The sequence below is a fragment of the Pseudomonas sp. KH_017 genome (genome assembly GCF_057840285.1).
On record NZ_CM174509.1, the window covers coordinates 1,532,352 to 1,550,151 of the forward strand.

7 protein-coding genes and 2 pseudogenes are annotated in these 17,800 nt (G+C 57.9%); 8 read left to right on the forward strand and 1 reads right to left on the reverse strand.

Going from position 1 to position 17,800, the window contains the following annotated elements:
* The first annotated feature begins 1 nt into the window (after position 1).
* Positions 2-646 (forward strand): hydrolase, encoded by a 645-nt coding sequence (locus tag AC3IT6_RS06975; protein WP_008018228.1) that lies wholly within the window; start codon positions 2-4, stop codon positions 644-646.
* A gap of 145 nt (positions 647-791) precedes the next feature.
* Here AC3IT6_RS06975 and AC3IT6_RS06980 read toward each other — a convergent pair whose 3' ends face one another.
* Positions 792-2,090 carry a mechanosensitive ion channel family protein gene (locus AC3IT6_RS06980; RefSeq protein ID WP_489354709.1) on the reverse strand — a complete coding sequence of 433 codons (1,299 nt, stop codon included), beginning with the start codon at positions 2,088-2,090 and terminating at the stop codon, positions 792-794.
* A 191-nt stretch (positions 2,091-2,281) separates the two neighbouring features.
* Here AC3IT6_RS06980 and AC3IT6_RS06985 point away from each other — a divergent pair, with 191 nt between their 5' ends.
* The 7 genes and pseudogenes from AC3IT6_RS06985 to AC3IT6_RS07015 all read left to right on the forward strand — a co-directional run bounded on the left by AC3IT6_RS06985 (position 2,282) and on the right by AC3IT6_RS07015 (position 17,594).
* The gene (locus AC3IT6_RS06985) at positions 2,282-3,622 is read left to right on the forward strand and encodes a DEAD/DEAH box helicase (RefSeq protein WP_489354710.1); all 1,341 of its coding nucleotides are present in this window, start codon (positions 2,282-2,284) and stop codon (positions 3,620-3,622) included.
* 407 nt (positions 3,623-4,029) lie between these two features.
* Positions 4,030-4,635, forward strand: a complete 606-nt coding sequence (locus AC3IT6_RS06990) for a two-partner secretion domain-containing protein (protein ID WP_489354711.1) — start codon at positions 4,030-4,032, stop codon at positions 4,633-4,635.
* The gene (locus tag AC3IT6_RS06995; protein WP_489354712.1) at positions 4,632-12,518 is read left to right on the forward strand and encodes a hemagglutinin repeat-containing protein; all 7,887 of its coding nucleotides are present in this window, start codon (positions 4,632-4,634) and stop codon (positions 12,516-12,518) included. Before AC3IT6_RS06990 ends, AC3IT6_RS06995 begins: the two co-directional genes overlap by 4 nt.
* A complete protein-coding gene (locus AC3IT6_RS07000; RefSeq protein ID WP_489354713.1) occupies positions 12,515-12,763 on the forward strand; it encodes a hypothetical protein in 249 nt (82 codons plus the stop codon). The genes AC3IT6_RS06995 and AC3IT6_RS07000 overlap by 4 nt, the downstream gene beginning before the upstream one ends.
* A 584-nt stretch (positions 12,764-13,347) precedes the next feature.
* Positions 13,348-16,980 (forward strand): annotated as a pseudogene (locus AC3IT6_RS07005) (DUF637 domain-containing protein); the annotation flags it as partial.
* 3 nt (positions 16,981-16,983) lie between these two features.
* Positions 16,984-17,313, forward strand: a complete 330-nt coding sequence (imm40, locus tag AC3IT6_RS07010; RefSeq protein WP_489354714.1) for an Imm40 family immunity protein — start codon at positions 16,984-16,986, stop codon at positions 17,311-17,313.
* A gap of 49 nt (positions 17,314-17,362) precedes the next feature.
* Positions 17,363-17,594, forward strand: a pseudogene (locus tag AC3IT6_RS07015) (colicin E5-related ribonuclease).
* Positions 17,595-17,800: the final 206 nt, after the last annotated feature.

Genomic DNA, 17,800 nt, shown 5'->3' on the forward strand with positions numbered 1-17,800 from the left:
CATGTCTATTCGTGAACTGCTCAACCCAACCAACTCCGCCCTGATCCTGATCGACCACCAGCCGCAAATGGCATTCGGCGTGCAGTCCATCGACCGCCAGACCCTGAAGAACAACACTGTTGGCCTGGCCAAGGCGGCGAAGATCTTCAACGTACCGACCATCTACACCTCGGTCGAAACCGAAAGCTTCAGCGGTTACATCTGGCCCGAATTGCTGGCAGTGCACCCGGATCAAAAACCGATCGAGCGCACTTCGATGAACTCCTGGGAAGACAAGGCATTGGTCGACGCGGTGAAAGCCACCGGTCGCAAGAAGCTGATCATTGCCGCGCTATGGACCGAGGTCTGCCTGACTTTCCCGGCATTGGAAGCCCTGGCTGAAGGCTACGAGGTGTACATCGTCACCGACGCCTCCGGCGGCACCAGCAAGGAAGCCCACGACATGTCGGTGCAACGGATGATTCAGGCCGGCGCGGTGCCGGTGACCTGGCAGCAAGTATTGCTCGAATACCAGCGTGACTGGGCGCACAAGGATACTTACGAGGCGGTGATGGAACTGGTGCTGGAACACAGCGGCGCCTACGGCATGGGCGTGGATTACGCCTACACCATGGTGCACAAGGCGCCGCAGCGGCAGGTCAAGTAACCCGCAAATTCTGAAAACGATGTAACCCTTGTGGGAGCGGGCTTGCTCGCGAAAGCGGAGTGTCAGTCGACATCAATGTTGAATGACCCACCGCATTCGTCGGAACGCCGCCCGGAGCAAGCCCGCTCCCACATTTTTTTGGGTGTTACACCCTGCGCTTTTCGGCTTCGGGAATATGACTCGCGCCCAGTACCGCCGGCAATATCCCCGCACGCAAATCCGTTCCGCTCGGCTGCTGATAAAGACTCAACCCAAACTCCGGTAGCACCGCCAGCAGGTAGTCGAAAATATCCCCCTGGATCCGCTCGTAGTCGGCCCACGCCGTGGTGCCAGTAAAGCAGTAGATTTCCAGCGGAATGCCTTGGGCCGTGGTCTGCATCTGGCGCACCATGCAGGTCATGTTCGGCTGGATCCCCGGGTGACACTTCAGGTAGGCCAGCGCATAGGCGCGGAAAGTACCGATGTTGGTCATTCGCCGGCGGTTGGCCGACATGGCCGCGACGTTGCCCTGGGCTTCGTTCCAGGCCTTGAGTTCGGCCTGTTTGCGAGTCATGTAGTCGGTGAGCAAGTGCACCTGGGACAGCTTCTGCTCTTCGTCGTCACGCAGAAAACGTACGCCGCTGGCGTCGATGAACAGGCTGCGTTTGATCCGGCGGCCACCGGAAGCCTGCATGCCGCGCCAGTTCTTGAACGACTCGGACATCAGGCGCCAGGTCGGGATCGAGACGATGGTCTTGTCGAAGTTCTGCACCTTGACCGTGTGCAGCGTGATGTCCACCACATCGCCGTCGGCGCCCACCTGTGGCATTTCGATCCAGTCGCCGACCCGCAGCATGTCGTTGCTGGTCAACTGCACGCTGGCGACGAACGACAGCAGCGTGTCCTTGTAGACCAACAGAATCACCGCCGACATGGCACCCAGGCCCGACAGCAGCAACAGCGGCGAGCGGTCGATCAGCGTGGCGACGATGATGATCGCGCCAAATACGTACAACACCATTTTCGCCAGTTGCACATAGCCCTTGATCGAGCGGGTGCGGGCGTGCTCGGTGCGGGCGTAGATGTCCAGCAGGGCGTTGAGCAGGGCGCTGACCGCCAGCAGCAGAAACAGGAAGGTGAAGGACAGGGCGACGTTGCCGAGGAAATTCAGGCTGGTTTTGCTCAGGTCCGGCACCAGATTGAGACCGAACTGGAGCACCAGCGAAGGCGTGATCTGCGCCAGTCGATGGAACACCTTGTTCTGTAGGAAATCATTGACCCAGTGCAGGGCCGGCTGGCGGCCGAGCATTTTTGCTGCGTGCAGAATGAGGTAACGCGCCACCCGTCCGAGGAACAGCGCAATCGCCAAAAGCAACAACAGCGACAGGCTGGAGTGCACGAGCGGGTGCTGGTCGAGGGCGCCCCAAAGGTCCAGGACGTTGGTCCAGAGCTGTTTGATATCCATGGTCGAAACGATTCTTCTGTAAGGCGCGAGAGGGGATTAGAGCATTTAAGACGCTTTGTATTACGTTTCGGGAAAAATCAGGCAACAAAAAACCAACTGTTTACCGCCATTTGTATAAAGAAACTCGGCCTGAGCGCTCGAAACCGTTACCCTATGCAGCTGTTTTTTTGCATTTCTTCGAGGTAGCACCCGTGTTTTCCCAATTCGCCCTGCACGAACGCCTGCTCAAAGCCGTGGCCGAGCTGAAATTTGTCGAGCCAACGCCTGTGCAAGCCGCGGCCATCCCGCTGGCGCTCCAGGGGCGTGACCTGCGGGTGACGGCGCAAACCGGTAGCGGCAAAACCGCTGCATTCGTTTTACCCATCCTCAACCGTCTGATCGGCCCGGCGAAAATCCGCGTCAGCATCAAGACCCTGATCCTGCTGCCGACCCGCGAACTGGCTCAGCAGACTTTGAAAGAAGTTGAACGCTTTTCGCAGTTCACCTTCATCAAGTCCGGCCTGATCACCGGCGGCGAAGACTTCAAGGTCCAGGCCGCGATGCTGCGCAAGGTGCCGGACATCCTGATCGGTACGCCGGGCCGGATGATCGAGCAACTGAACGCCGGCAACCTCGACTTGAAAGAAGTTGAAGTACTGGTGCTCGACGAAGCCGACCGTATGCTCGACATGGGCTTCGCCGATGACGTTCAGCGTCTGGTGGACGAGTGCACCAACCGTCAGCAGACCATGCTGTTCTCCGCCACCACCGGTGGTTCGGGCCTGCGCGAGATGATCGCCAAGGTCCTGAACAACCCTGAGCACTTGCAGCTCAACGCGGTCAGCCAGCTGAACGAAACCACTCGCCAGCAAATCATTACCGCTGACCACAACCAGCACAAAGAACAGATCGTCAACTGGCTGCTGGCCAACGAGACCTACCAGAAGGCCATCGTCTTCACCAACACCCGGGCCATGGCCGACCGTATCTACGGCCGCCTGGTGGCGCAGGAATACAAGGCGTTCGTGCTGCACGGCGAGAAAGACCAGAAGGATCGCAAACTGGCGATCGACCGCCTGAAGCAGGGCGGCGTGAAAATCCTCGTGGCCACTGACGTCGCCGCTCGCGGTCTGGACGTGGACGGCCTGGACCTGGTGATCAACTTCGACATGCCGCGCAGCGGCGACGAATACGTGCACCGCATCGGTCGTACCGGTCGCGCCGGTAACGACGGCCTGGCCATCTCGCTGATCTGCCACGGCGACTGGAACCTGATGTCGAGCATCGAGCGCTACCTCAAGCAGAGCTTCGAGCGCCGCACCATCAAGGAAGTCAAAGGCACCTACGGCGGACCGAAAAAGGTCAAGGCCTCGGGCAAGGCCGTCGGCGTGAAGAAGAAAAAGACCGACGCCAAGGGCGACAAGAAGAAAACCGCCGCCAAGACCCCGACCAAGCGCAAGAGCGCCAACCGGCCGAAGACCGATTCCCTGGTCAGCAAGGACGGCATGGCCCCGCTCAAGCGCCGCAAGCCGGAAGCGCCGGCGGCTGAGTAAGTCGATGGCGTGACCAAAAAACCGGGCAAATGTCCGGTTTTTTTTTGCTCGAAATTCCTCAAACGATCAGCTTTCGGCTTTCTTGTCCGTCGTCTGCTCGGTGAGCCTGGTCACTTCCTGAACCAGTTGCTCGCGCTTGGCGGTGGCTTCCTCTTAACCGCTACCGTTCGTCCCCCATACTTTTCGAATGGATCCATTATTTGACGCCAGGATGATGGCTCTTTAATATTGCGCCATTATTGTGCTATCACTTTCCGCTTCGAGGGATCGAACATGTACTTACCCGCCCTTGTGGCGAGGTTGTGCCTGGCTTTGCTGTGCCTTTCTCCGCTGAACTCTGCTAATGCTGCCACTCCCCCGGGTGACACTGATCTCATCCGCGAACGTCAGGATCGTCTAACGGGCGCGTGGATCGTTATCAGGTGGATCAGGGCAGCGTCTCCATCGACGGCGCAGGGCTGAATGCCAACAACGTCGACAGCTTCGAAATCATCACTCGCAGCGCGAAGATCAACGCCGAGATTCAAGCGAAAAACCTGACGATTGTGGCCGGTCGCAACGACGTCAACGCCCAGACTCTCAGTGCTACTGCTCGCGCCGATGACGGCAGCGCCAAACCACAATTGGCCATCGACAGTTCGGCGCTGGGTGGCATGTACGCCGGGGCGATCAAACTGGTCGGCACCGAGGCTGGGGTCGGGGTGAAGCTGGCCGGTAATCTGGCCGCCAGTGGCGGTGACATCCAGATCGATGCCAATGGTCATCTGAGCCTGGCCCAGACTGCTGCCGCTGGTGCAGTCAACGTCACAACCGCGAGCCTCGATGCCCAGGGGTCGGTTTATGCGGGCACCAGCCTTGCAGTCACCACCTCTGGAGACCTCAACACACAACAAAACCTCGCTGCCCGCGACCGCATCAGCCTGTCCAGCGGCGGGCAACCGCAACGGCAGCATCAGCAGCGATGCCGACCTGAGCCTGCAACTGGCTGGCGCGCTGCTCAACCAGAACGGTGAACTGTCCAGCGCCGCTACTGATTCAAGGTGCGAGCCAAATCAACAACCGGGGTGGGCAACTGGCGAGCCAGTCTCTGCTGACCCTGCTCACCGGCGGCCTCGACAACAGCAATCGCGGCACCGTGGCCGCCAATGGTCAACTATTGCTCACGGCAACGGGCGCCGTGCAGAACAACGCCGATGGCTTGATCTACAGCAAGAATGGTGGTGTGCAACTGCAAGCCGCCAACCTGGCCAACAGTCATGGCGCACTGCAAAGCCAGGGCGTGCTGAACCTTAACGTCGCCGGTGACATCGACAACCATAGCGGTCGCATCATCGCCCAAGGCAGCGACCTGACCGTCATTGCCGGCAACCTCGACAACCGTGGCGGCGTGTTGGCCAGCCTGCAAGGCGCGTTCAGCGCCCACCTCACCGGCGTGCTGAAAAACGGCTACGACCCAAGCAACAACAACCAGGGCGGCGTCACCCAGGCCCAGCGCCTGGACCTGACCGCGCTGGCCGGCATCGACAACTACGGTGGGCGTATCGCTGCGCAAGCCGGCGATACGATCATTCATACCGCTGACTTCGACAACCGCAATGGCGGTCTCTATGCCCAGGGCCGGGTCAGTGTCACTGGCAACAACTTCGACAACAGTGGCAGCAATGACGGCCAGATCGCCGGCAGCCAGATCGACCTGACCCTGAGCGGTGCTCTGAACAACCGCCTGGGCATCATCGAAAGCGACAGTACCCTGGCGATCACCGCCGCGAGTATCGACAACCAGACGGGCCAACTACGTGCCCTCGGCACCAGTGGCGCGACCCAATTCAATGTCGGTGGCCTGTTCGATAACCGTAATGGCACCGTCGAAAGCGCCAACAGCGACCTGACCCTTGGTGCTGGCAGCTTCTTTAACACTGGCGGCACCCTGTTGCATGTCGGCACCGGAACTTTTGGCCTGTCCATGCCCAACGTCGTCAATGCGGGCGGTAGCATCGTCACCCGTGGCGGCCTGACTCTAAACGCGGACACCTGGACCAACAGCAGCGTCATTCAGGCCGGGCGCCTGAACGTCAACGTCAACAACTTCAGCCAAACCGCCGGTGGCCAACTCCTGGCCTCCGACAGTTTCACGGGGAGCGGGGGCAACTGGTACAACGATGGGTTGATCGCCAGCAGCGGTAGCCTTGCCCTCAACCTGGGAGGTGTTTATAGCGGCAATGGCAGCGTGAGCAGTGTCGGCAATCTTGGTCTGAGTGCTGCGCAGATCGACCTTACCTCTGTGGCGAGTATCACGGCTGGCGCCAGTGGAACCGTCGGTAGCAGTGGCAGCCTGACCAACCTCGGACGCCTCACTTCAGTCGGGGCACTGACCGTCAATGCCGCCTACCTGAACAACCAGGGCACCCTGGGCAGTGGCGCCAACCTGCGCGTCAACGCCCCCACCATCCTCAACCAGAATGGCCTGATCTTCAGTGGCGGCGACATGGCGCTGCGCACTGATAACTTCACCAACCGCTACGCGGATATCTTTGGCCTCGGCAACGTCAGCATCGCCAAGGACGACAACAATGGATTGAGTGCGTCGATCTCCAACGTGTCGGCGACCATCGAGAGTGGTGGCGACCTGAGCCTGGCGTCCAGCTCCATCGAGAACCGCAAGGACGTATTCCAGACCACAGGCGGGTTGGTCTCTGGCGAGATCGGCGTGCAGTGCTACACCTGCTCTTCGCTCGATCCTCTTGCCCCGTTGGGCTTGAGCAGTTATGCGGTCTGGGTGGAAAACTACCAGTCGCAGATTGTCCAGGATTCAGCCTCGGCCAGTATGACGGCTGGGCGTAGCTTTCTGGCAACCGGCGGGGTGTTTCTCAATCAGGCGTCGATCCTCAGCGCAGGAAACAACCTCACGTTCAACCTGCAGACCTTTACGAATCAAGGGGCTTCTGTAGGCGACTATAACGTGCGGCGATCTATTGCTCTTACTGCCGGGCAACAGACTACCGATTTGAATCTATGGAATTCGATCATGGCTTACAACGCTGCCAATGATCCTTCCTACGATCCGGGATCATTGGGATACGTCGGCGGCAGCAACCCGACCTTCTCAAGGCCTAATCTCCATTTCTGGAACAGTTCCGGTGCCGAATCCGTAATACAGGTAGCACCTCACCCTGGCGGCAAAAACCTGGAAACCTACATTAGGTTTGGTTCGGTATATATCACCGTGCCTGCTGGATCCCTATGGTACGACTTTGCGCTTCCTCATTACGGCGATGGTGTACGGACCGCTGCACCGGGCGCGATCCAGTCCGCAATTCCCTTCGACACCACGGTGACTTACAACAGCCCATCGTCCTACGCTAATGCGGTCGTGCAGGCGGGTGGTGCAGTCAATATCACCGCGTCGCAAAATCTCACCAACAGTGTGGTCCGCGAAGGGGTGGTCATCGGTTCCGGTGCATCACGCGTCGGCTCGACCCAGGTCAGTGGGCAGCCCGCGCCGACCATCGTCAATCTCAACGCCCAACTACCTCCCAACCTGGCCCAACAGCAGGTCAACCCCCTGACACTGCCGGGCTTCAACTTGCCAACCGGCCAAAACGGTCTGTTCCGCCTGAGCGGGCAGGGCGGCAACGGTGCCCAGGCAACTCAGGCCAACGCTGCGCCACAAAGCTGGACCTTCGGTGGTGCCAGTGTCGCCTTGGCTCAACGCGACCAAGCAGTGCCGGATGCTCAGGTGCGCGACATCCAACTGAGCGATATCACGCAGACCTCGCTCGCCAGCCGTCAGGTAGTCGCGGACGCCCGTCAAGGTGCCGGCGTTGTCGGCAATGCATCGTCGATCAATATCACGGCGCCGAGCGATGGCGGTGCCGGCAGCGTCGTCGTGCCGGGGCACAGTGCCGATGCGCCCGCTGCCACCGTGATCAGCGATATAACCGGCGCGAACCTATCCAGTCAGGCAGCCGCCGTCGCTCCGCTGCCCGGTCAGTCCAGTGTCGTTGCTCCGCTGCCTGGTCAGCCCGCCGCCGTCGCTCCGCTGCCCGGTAAGCCCGTCGCCGTCGTCCCGCTGCCCGGTAAGCCCGTCGCCGTCGCTCCACTGCCCGGTCAGCCCGCTGCCGTCGCTCCGCTGCCAGGTCAGCCCGCTGCCGTCGCTCCGCTGCCCGGCAAGCCCGTCGCCGTCGCTCCTCTGCCTGGTCAGTCCAGTGTCGTTGCTCCGTTGCCCGGTCAGCCCGCCGCCGTCGCTCCGCTGCCCGGCCAGACATCGCCTGCAACTGCGCAAATCACCCCGGCAGCCAGCCAGACCGTCGCCCGGGTGCAAGGCCTGCCCAGCAGCAGCGGTCAGTCCAAACCGCAAAAATACCTGATCGAAACCAATCCAGTGCTCACCGACCTCAAGCAGTTCATGAGTTCGGATTACCTGCTGGGCAACCTCGGCTACGATCCTGACGACAGCGCCAAGCGCCTCGGCGATGGCCTGTATGAACAACGCCTGATTCAGCAAGCGGTGGTCGCCCGTACCGGTCAACGCTTTCTCGACGGCCTGACCTCGGACGAGGCCATGTTCAAGTACCTGATGAACAACGCCATCGCCAGCAAGGAGGCGTTGAATCTGTCGCTTGGCGTATCCCTCACCGCCGAACAGGTCGCAGCACTCACCCACGACATCGTCTGGATGGAAACCATGCAGGTCAATGGCGAGGACGTGCTGGTGCCGGTGCTGTACCTGGCCCACGCCAACAATCGCCTGGCACCCAACGGGGTACTGATTCAGGGCAGCGACGTGACCCTGATCGCCGGGCAGGACCTGAACAACGCCGGTACTCTGCGCGCCAGCAACAATCTGGCCGCCATGGCCGGCAATGACCTGGTCAATAGCGGCCTGGTGCAAGCGGGCAACCGCCTGGACCTTTTGGCCGGCAATGACCTCGTCAACAAAGCCGGCGGCATCATCGCGGGCCGTGACGTTACCCTGACTGCCGTCAACGGTGACGTGATCAACGAGCGTAGCGTGACCACCCATGAAAGTGGTACGGGCAACATCAGCGAGCGCAGGGACTTCGTCAACAGCGCGGCCCGCATCGAAGCCGCCAACAACCTGACCCTCAAGGCCGGGAAAGACGTCAACAACATCGGTGGCGTACTGAAAAGCGGTGCCGACACCACGATCAACGCAGGGCGTGACGTCAACCTCATCTCCGCCGAGCAAGTCGTCAGCGGGGTTCGCGGGCTGCATCGGGATCAGACCGTCACCCAACATGGCTCAGCGATCGAGGTGGGCCAGGACCTGACCGTCAACGCCGGTCGGGACATCTCCGCGATCGCCAGTCAGATCGACGCCAAGCGGGATGTGACGATGAGCGCGGTGGCTGACCTGACCCTGGCTTCAGCGGCGGATGAACAGCACTCCTTCGATCAGAACAAAAAATTCAAAAGTCAGGAAGACAATGTCAGTCAGGTATCCACCACGCTCACTGCGGGGGGCAGCGTTGCGCTGAGTGCGGGCAAGGATCTGGGCCTGATTGCCAGTCGGGTGAGTGCGGGGGATGAAGCCTATCTGTATGCCGGCAATGATGTGAATCTGGAGACGGCGGACAACGTTGACTACTCCTATTACTCGAAAACCAAGAAGGGCTCGTTCGGCAAGAAAAAGTCGACGATGACCGAGAGCGGAGGTGAAGAAGCAGTTTCTTCAGTTGTACAGTCCAAAGGCAAAGCGACATTAGTCGCGTTGAATGACATCAATATCGAAGGATCGAAAGTTAACAGCGACGGAGGTGAATTAAGGGTTATGGCGGGTAATGACGTCAATCTCACTGCGGCCCAGAACAGTGAGTTCAACGCCTCTGCAAAATCGAAGTCCGGTGGTTTCGGGTTATCCAGCACCAGCAAGGCGAGCAGTGATTCGTCAAGCAATACGTGGCTGACAGGTTCAACGCTCAGCGGCGATACGACGTTGATTCAGGCGGGACATGACTTACTGGTCTCTGCCAGCAATGTGGTATCGACCAATCAAACGACCTTGCAGGCTCGCAACGACGTACGCATTGAAAGTGACACTGAAAACTTCAGCGCGGACCACGGTCAATCGACCAAAAAGTCTGGTCTGATGAGCTCTGGCGGAATTGGTGTCACCCTCGGCTCCTCCAAGAATACGTTTACGCAATCGACACATAGCGAGACTCAGAAAGGCAGCATGGTGGGTAGTGTGCTGGGTGATGTAAATATCACTGCGGGTAATAACCTGACAATACAGGCATCAGATGTCGTTACCGGAGGCGATATCAATTTGGCGGCGCAGAATGTCAGCATCCTTGCCGCGCAGAATCAGAGTTCCACTCATCAAACTCAAGAGAGCAAGAAAAGTGGTTTGACACTGGCGCTGTCGGGCGTAGTGGGCGAAGCCGTCAACACGGCTTACCAGACTGCACAAGCGGCCAGACATGAAGATGACACACGCTTGGCGGCGCTTCAGGGGGTAAAAGCGGGACTAACGGGGTATCAAGCCTATCAGGCTGCGCAAGCGCTTGAGTCCGGGGCGGAGGCGGGTAGCTTTGTGGGTATCAGCCTGTCTCTCGGTACCCAAAAGTCCAGTTCGAAACAGACTCAGGAACAAAGTGTCAGTCAAGGCAGTGGTTTGACGGCAGGCAACAATCTTCGAGTCGTTGCAACGGGTAGCGGTAAAGCCGGTTTTGAGGATGGTGATATCACCATTCAAGGCAGCAAATTGCAGGCCGGTAATGACATGGTGATTGTAGCCAACCGAGACATCAATTTACTTGCTGCCTCTAATACGCAAAAAGTCGACGGGTCAAACAAAAGTGGCGGGGGGGCGGTTGGTATCAGTCTGGGTGTGGGTTCAAGCGGTGCGGGTTTGAGCATTTTTGCCAGCGGTAATAAAGGGGCTGGCAAGGAAACCGGTAACGGAACGACTTGGACTGAAACCACTCTTGACGCGGGTAACAACCTCAAGATCGGCAGCGGACGCGATACAAACCTGATCGGGGCGCAGGCCAATGCTCAGCAGGTGGTCGCCGGTGTGGGACGCAATCTGACGCTGACCAGTTTGCAGGACACTGACCGTTATAACTCCAAGCAAACCAATGTCAGCGGTGGGGCCAGTTTCACATTTGGCTCCATGACTGCAAGTGGTTCGTTGAGTGTTAGTCAGGACAAAATAAACTCAAACTTCGACAGCGTTCAGGAGCAGGCCGGTTTGTTCGCCGGGAAGGGGGGGTATCAGATTAATGTCGGCGAACACACTCAACTCAATGGCAGTGTGATCGCCAGTACCGCCACTGCCGATAAGAACACGTTAAGCACTGGATCTCTGGGCTGGATCGATATCGGTAACAAGGCTGATTTCAGTAGCCAGCATCAAAGCGTCAGTGCCAGTAGCAACGGCAGCATGGGTGAACAGTTCATAGGCAACATGGGCAGTATGTTGCTGGTGGGTGCGAACAACAGTGGCCACGATAGCAGCACTACCCATGCAGCAATTTCCGGGGCAGGACTGGTTATTCGTGACAAGAACGATCAGCAGCAAGATATTTCGACACTTAGTCGGGATGTTGAAAATGCCAATAACGCACTGAGCCCAATCTTCAATAAGGAGAAAGAGCAGCGACGCCTGCAACAGGCCCAACTGATCGGTGAGATTGGCAACCAGACGATGGACATCGTCCGGACTCAAGGAATGATTGAGGCGAGCAAAGCGGCTCAGGCAGAACTGACGGACGAACAGAGAAACATGCCAGGTGCCAACCCCAATGCTTCGTATGAGGATCGTCAGAAATATATAGCTGTGCTGCAGGCTACCGATGCGTACAAAAATACGATGACCACCTACGGGACGGGTGGCAGTTTGCAGCAGGCGGCTCAGGCCGTGACAGCCGCCATTCAAGGATTAGCGGGCGGCAATGTCGGGCAGGCATTGGTTGGGGCTTCCGCGCCTTATTTGGCTGAAACCATCAAACAAATGACCAAGGGCAATGAGGAGGCCAGAATTATGGCTCACGCTGTATTGGGTGCGCTCACCGCGAGTGTGCAGGGAGGCAATGCGGCGGCTGGAGCAACCGGTGCAGCTCTGGCTGCGGGTAGTACCGAAGCCATTATGCAGGCGTTGTACGGCACCACGGACGTGAAGGAGCTGAGTGAAAGTCAAAAGCAGACCGTTTCCGCGGTCGTGACGTTGGCCAGCGGTATTTCCGGGGGGCTCATAGGAGGGAACAGCGCCGCCGCTATTGCTGCCGCACAAGCCGGGAAAAATGCTGCCGAAAACAATGACATGTTTATCTTACCTCCCGGGTTGGTGGCCACTAGCCAAGCCGCCACATCGTATGGTGAGTATGCGGTTCTTCACGGCGCGTCAGCGGAAGAGATGGAAGCAGGATTTAAGGCCATAAGAGAGGGCGAAGGTTTTGAAGGACCAGACGCCGCCAAAGGACTTATTCAAGCATGGACCATTATGATTGCAGGCCCCCTGACTGCAACCGAACTTTCGGTTGGGGCTGCGGCGATGGGCTTGGGCGCGGCAATTTCGGGTGGGGCAAACGCTGGATACCAGCTGACAAAAGGGGAACCTTTCAGCTATACCGATGCTTTTATTGCTGCGACTGTAGGTGCGTTGACACAAGGGAAAGGTTTTTTAGTAACCCAAGGGGCAGGCTTGAGCGGTTCCTTTGCTGGTAGCCTGATAAAAGGAGAGGATCCGACCTATCCGTTATTGGGCTCGTTTGTAGGAACAACCATTGGATTTAAAGGTGGCCCTATAATATCTAATCAGCTTAAACCGCTTGTCGGAGATTCGGCGGCGGATACCTTGGGCAATATGGCTGGTTCTACATTTTCGGAGATGGCGGGCGATGAAATTCAAACATTAGGGGATAAAAAATGAAACCGAAAACAGTGGGTTTTCACTTATTTGTTTTATTGGTTTTGTATAGTTTTTCATTGTTTTTGGTAGTGGGGGTTTGTGCCGTTTTTTTTGGTGCCTCCGTGAATTATTTTAAGCATGATGTTTGGACATTTAGTGGTGAGGATATTGCGAAAATTCTGAAAATGGCTAGTATTTATGGGGGGTTTGCTGCAACCGGAATTTGGATTAAATCAAAAATAAATGAACGTAAAAAAAATAAATAGCATCGGTGATTATCTCAGACCCCGCTTCTGACAATACCAAGTTGCCAAACTAACGCCAAGTTACTTCCGCCAGCCTAGAACAATGTCTAACCGCACCGAGATAAACGGGGACAGACCACGTTTTCGGTGCTTCTTCATACATGGGGCGCGAACCCGGCCATGATGGCGGCAGCTATGAGTTCGTCAGGCTGACCGACACGCAAACCGGCCTGGTAGTCAATGAACGCTGGGGCTACGGCTACCCCTTGCCAGGATTCAGCTACGGTTTCGAGGGCCATTTCCCCTCGCTGTACGACCCGAATAATCTGGTCCAGTTGCCCGATCGTTTGACCCAGTACACGCCCATCTCGGACATCGAATTCGCCAAGGACAACACCGGTTCGGCCAGTACCGGCACCGTGCGAAACGCGGTGATCCAGGCCGGTGGAAAAGTCGCAATCACGGCCACGCAGGACCTGGTCAACAACGTGATTCACGAGGATTACGCCTACGCTGGCAGCGCCAGCAAGGTGCTGGATACCCAGACGAGCGTCGGTCCGCGTGTTCAAGTCCGGATCAATGCGCAACTGCCGCCGGACCTCGCCCAGCAAAAGGTCGATCCGACGACCCTGCCAGGCTTCAACCTGCCAACCGGCCAAAACGGTCTGTTCCGCCTGAGCGGACAGGGTGGTAGCGGTGCCCAGGCCACTTCGGCCAATGCTGCGTCACAAAGCTGGACCTTCGGTGGTGCCAGTGTCGCCTTGGGTCAACGCGACCAGGCCGTGCCGGATGCTCAGGTGCGCGATATCCAACTGAGCGATATCACGCTTGCCTCGGCCTCCAGCCGTCAGGTAGTCGCGGACGCCCGTCAAGGCGCGAGTGTTATTGGCAATGCATCGTCGATCAATGTTACGGCGCCGAGCGATGGCGGTGCCGGCAGCGTCGTCGTGCCGGGGCACAGCGCCGATGCGCCCGCTGCCACCGTGGTCAGCGATATACCCGGCGCGAACCTATCCAGTCAGCCCGCCGCCGTCGCTCCGCTGCCCGGCCAGACATCGCCTGCAACTGCGCAAATCACCCCGGCAGCCAGCCAGACCGTTGCCCGGGTGCAAGGCCTGCCCAGCAGCAGCGGTCAGTCCAAACCGCAAAAATACCTGATCGAAACCAATCCAGTGCTCACCAACCTCAAGCAGTTCATGAGTTCGGATTACCTGCTGGGCAACCTCGGCTACGATCCTGACGACAGCGCCAAGCGCCTCGGCGATGGCCTGTATGAACAACGCCTGATTCAGCAAGCGGTGGTCGCCCGTACCGGTCAACGCTTTCTCGACGGCCTGACCTCGGACGAGGCCATGTTCAAGTACCTGATGAACAACGCCATCGCCAGCAAGGAGGCGTTGAATCTGTCGCTTGGCGTATCCCTCACCGCCGAACAGGTCGCCGCACTCACCCACGACATCGTCTGGATGGAAACCATGCAGGTCAATGGCGAGGACGTGCTGGTGCCGGTGCTGTACCTGGCCAACGCCAACAATCGCCTGGCACCCAACGGGGCACTGATCCAGGGCAGCGACGTGACCCTGATCGCCGGGCACGACCTGAACAACGCCGGTACTCTGCGCGCCACCCACAACCTGTCGGCCACTGCGGGTAACGATCTGGTCAACAGCGGCCTGGTGCAAGCGGGCAACCGCCTGGACCTTTTGGCCGGCAATGACCTCATCAACAAAGCCGGCGGTATCATCGCGGGCCGTGACGTTACCCTGACTGCCGTCAACGGTGACGTGATCAACGAACGCAGCGTGACCGCCGCGCAAGCCAGCAACGGTGATTTCAGCACCGGCCGCGCGTACGCCGACAGCGCCGCCCGCATCGAAGCCGCCAACGACCTGACCATCAAGGCCGGTCGTGACGTCAACAACATCGGCGGGGTGCTCCAGAGCGGCCGAGACACTACGATCAACGCCGGTCGGGATGTGAACCTGGTGTCCGCGCAGGCCGAAAACAAGCTTGCGAACGGCAGCAGCTTTCTCGAGCAAAACATCACCCAGATGAGTGGCTCCGTCAGCGCCGGTCGTGACCTCTCGGTCAATGCGGGGCGTGACATCAGCGTCATCGCCAGCCAGATCGACGCCACACGCGACATTGCCATGGCGGCGACGGACAACCTCACGTTGGCCTCGGCAGCGGACGAGGGGCATAGCTACAGCAAAACCAAAAAAGTCACGACGCAGGAAGACCACGTCAGCCAGGTCGGCACCCGCCTCACCGCCGGCGGCAACGTCGCCCTGAGCGCCGGGCAGGACCTGACCCTGCTGTCCAGCCGGGTCAGTGCCGGCGACGAAGCCTACCTGGTGGCGGGCGGCAACCTTGAGTTGCTGGCCGCACAGGACAGCGATTACTCGCTGTACGACATGAAGAAAAAGGGCGGCTTCGGCGGTAGCAGCAAGACGAAACGCGACGAAGTCACCGATGTGACAAACATCGGCAGTGCAATCACCAGCGGCGGCGACCTGACCCTGGTCAGCGGTGGTGATCAACGTTACCAGGGCGCCAAGCTCAATAGCGGCCAGGACCTGACGTTGGACAGTGGTGGCAGCATCACCTTCGAAGCGGTCAAGGACCTGCACCAGGAAAGCCACGAGAAGAGCAAAGGCGATTTGGCCTGGAACTCAGCTTCAGGCAAAGGTCAGACCGATGAAACACTGCGCCAGAGCACATTGGAGCACCAGGGCCAATTGGCGATCAAGGCCGCTGACGGCCTGCAGATCGACCTCAAGCAGATCGATCAGAAGTCGGTCAGTCAGACCATCGATGCCATGGTCCAGGCCGACCCGAATCTGGCTTGGTTGAAGGAGGCCGAAGCCCGTGGCGACGTAAACTGGCAGATGGTCAAGGAGCTGCACGACTCTTTCGACTACAGCAGCTCCGGCTTGGGTGCAGGGGCACAACTTGCCATCGCTATTGTCATGGCAGCTTTTGTCGGTCCATATGCCCTGACTGCGTTGAGTTCAATGGGTCCAGTAGTTGCCGGAGCAGGTGCGGCGATTGCCGCCGGGGCGGCGACCAATGCCTCTATCAGTCTGGTCAACAATCGTGGCGACCTGGGTGCCGTATTCAAGGACGTCACCTCCAGTGACGCGCTCAAGGGCTATGCCATCTCCGGTATCACGGCAGGTTTGACCGCCGGCGTCTTCGATAACTGGACCGGTACCACTACTGATCCGGTTACCGGCAAGGTCACCACCAATCTCAGTACCTGGAAAGGGATTGGTCAGTTCGCGGCCAACCAAGGTTTGCAAAACGGCACATCGGTGGCGATGAGCAGAATCATGGGCCAGGGCGGTGACTTGGGTGATGCCCTGCAAAGCACGTTGTTCAACACCCTGGCGGCGGCGAGCTTCCATGCAGTGGGAGATAACGTTCCAGCTGCTGACGGTAGTCTGCAAAAGATCATGGTTCACGCCATTGTCGGTGGCTTATTGGCCCAAGTCAGCGGTGGCGACTTCAAGACTGGGGCGCTGGCAGCTGGGGCTAATGAAGCCGTGGTGGCGGACCTCAATAAACTGGTTCAAGGCAATCCGAATCTACTGAGCATGAGCTCGCAGCTGGTCGGCTTGCTTGCCGCGTCCATACAAAGCGGCGCGGACGAAGACAGCCTTAAAACTGGGGCATGGGTCGCACAGAACGGCACCCAGTACAATTTTGGGGATCACCTGCCTCCAGGTTTGAACGAGTATGGACAAGCGGCAACCTCCCTTTTGGAGCACATGCAAAACCAAGGGGCTTCAGCTGAAGATATGGATCAGGTCGCACGCGCACTCGCTCAAGGCCAAGGATTTGACGGCGTCCAGCCCGCCAACGAATTCGTCAAGGCGTGGGGCGAGTTCATGGCCGGACAGCTCTCGGGCTTAGGGTTAGCATCTGTGCTGGGGAAGGCCGGTTCTTGGTTTGCAAAAGGCGAAAGCACGGTCGCGAATGATTTCTTTGCAGGTACGAAATACACAGATAAAGTCTTAGGTCAGATCAAGACTGGCGATCTTCATGGATTCCCGGAAAGTGTCACAACGTTCCAAGGGGCCGGACAAGTGACGAAGATCACAGGGGGAGACGGTGTTGTAAGAGATATGTTGAAAATTCCAGGTGAGTATCGTGGGAAAAAAGGCGTCTTCGAGTTCATAAAGGAGTCGGATGGGTCAATCAATCATCGACTATTCAAATCGGCCCCGGTGGAGTGAATTATGGACGTTATATGGTCGGAACAAATTGATCCTATTCTCCGTCAAGGGATATCCCTAGATCATTTGGGGGTGAGGAACTGGGCTTTGGGTCGTGATGACGCTTTGCGCGCTATTTATGAGCTTAAGGCCTCCGGCATCTCGATTCTTGGAGGGGATGTATACCAATTAGTTGGCGAGATAGCGGAGGAGACGTATGACAGTTGGTACTGTGATCAAGGGCCCGATGAGTCGGATTCTGTTTTTTTAAAGCGAAGCTCAGATAAGGCCGTGAATTACATTTGCAGCTACTCAATGCAAGGGGGGCTCTTTGCGCTAGTGCCTAAAATTTAATGGGGCAAAAGGAGTGCCATCCGTTATTGAGCCAAAAATTGCTCAGCAGATGGGGAAACGAGGCTGGACAGATGATTCTCTCGAAAGCGTCATCGCAAATCCCAACAATCGTCGTGACTAAAGATACTAGATTCGATCCAATTTCTGGTACGCGGCTCAATGACCCTGCAACTGGTTATGTGGCCAAAGATGGTTCTTATGTCGTCCGAAGCGACCGGACGGGTGCAATCGTCCAGATTTCAGATAACAATGATAAAAACTGGGTTGCGCCATGGGGCTGATTGAAGTTGAAGTGTCGTAGAGGATTTGCCTATTACTCCTACATTGATGTGGAATGGCACTCCTTTGTTTGATGTCGGCGATGGAATTAGGCTGCTCGACTACTGCAAAAATAATGATATTGCAGTTCTGGGCATGGAGGGATTTAAAATCAAGGGAAATAAGAGGGTTCTAGATATGGATTGTATCGTTGACTTTTCTGCGTAAT

Bases quoted from the DNA above. Each gene is read 5' to 3' on its own strand.
- AC3IT6_RS06975 (WP_008018228.1), top strand. From the start codon at position 2: ATGTCTATTCGTGAACTGCTCAACCCAACCAACTCCGCCCTGATCCTG.
- AC3IT6_RS06980 (WP_489354709.1), bottom strand. From the start codon at position 2,090: ATGGATATCAAACAGCTCTGGACCAACGTCCTGGACCTTTGGGGCGCC.
- AC3IT6_RS07000 (WP_489354713.1), top strand. From the start codon at position 12,515: ATGAAACCGAAAACAGTGGGTTTTCACTTATTTGTTTTATTGGTTTTG.
- imm40 (WP_489354714.1), top strand. From the start codon at position 16,984: ATGGACGTTATATGGTCGGAACAAATTGATCCTATTCTCCGTCAAGGG.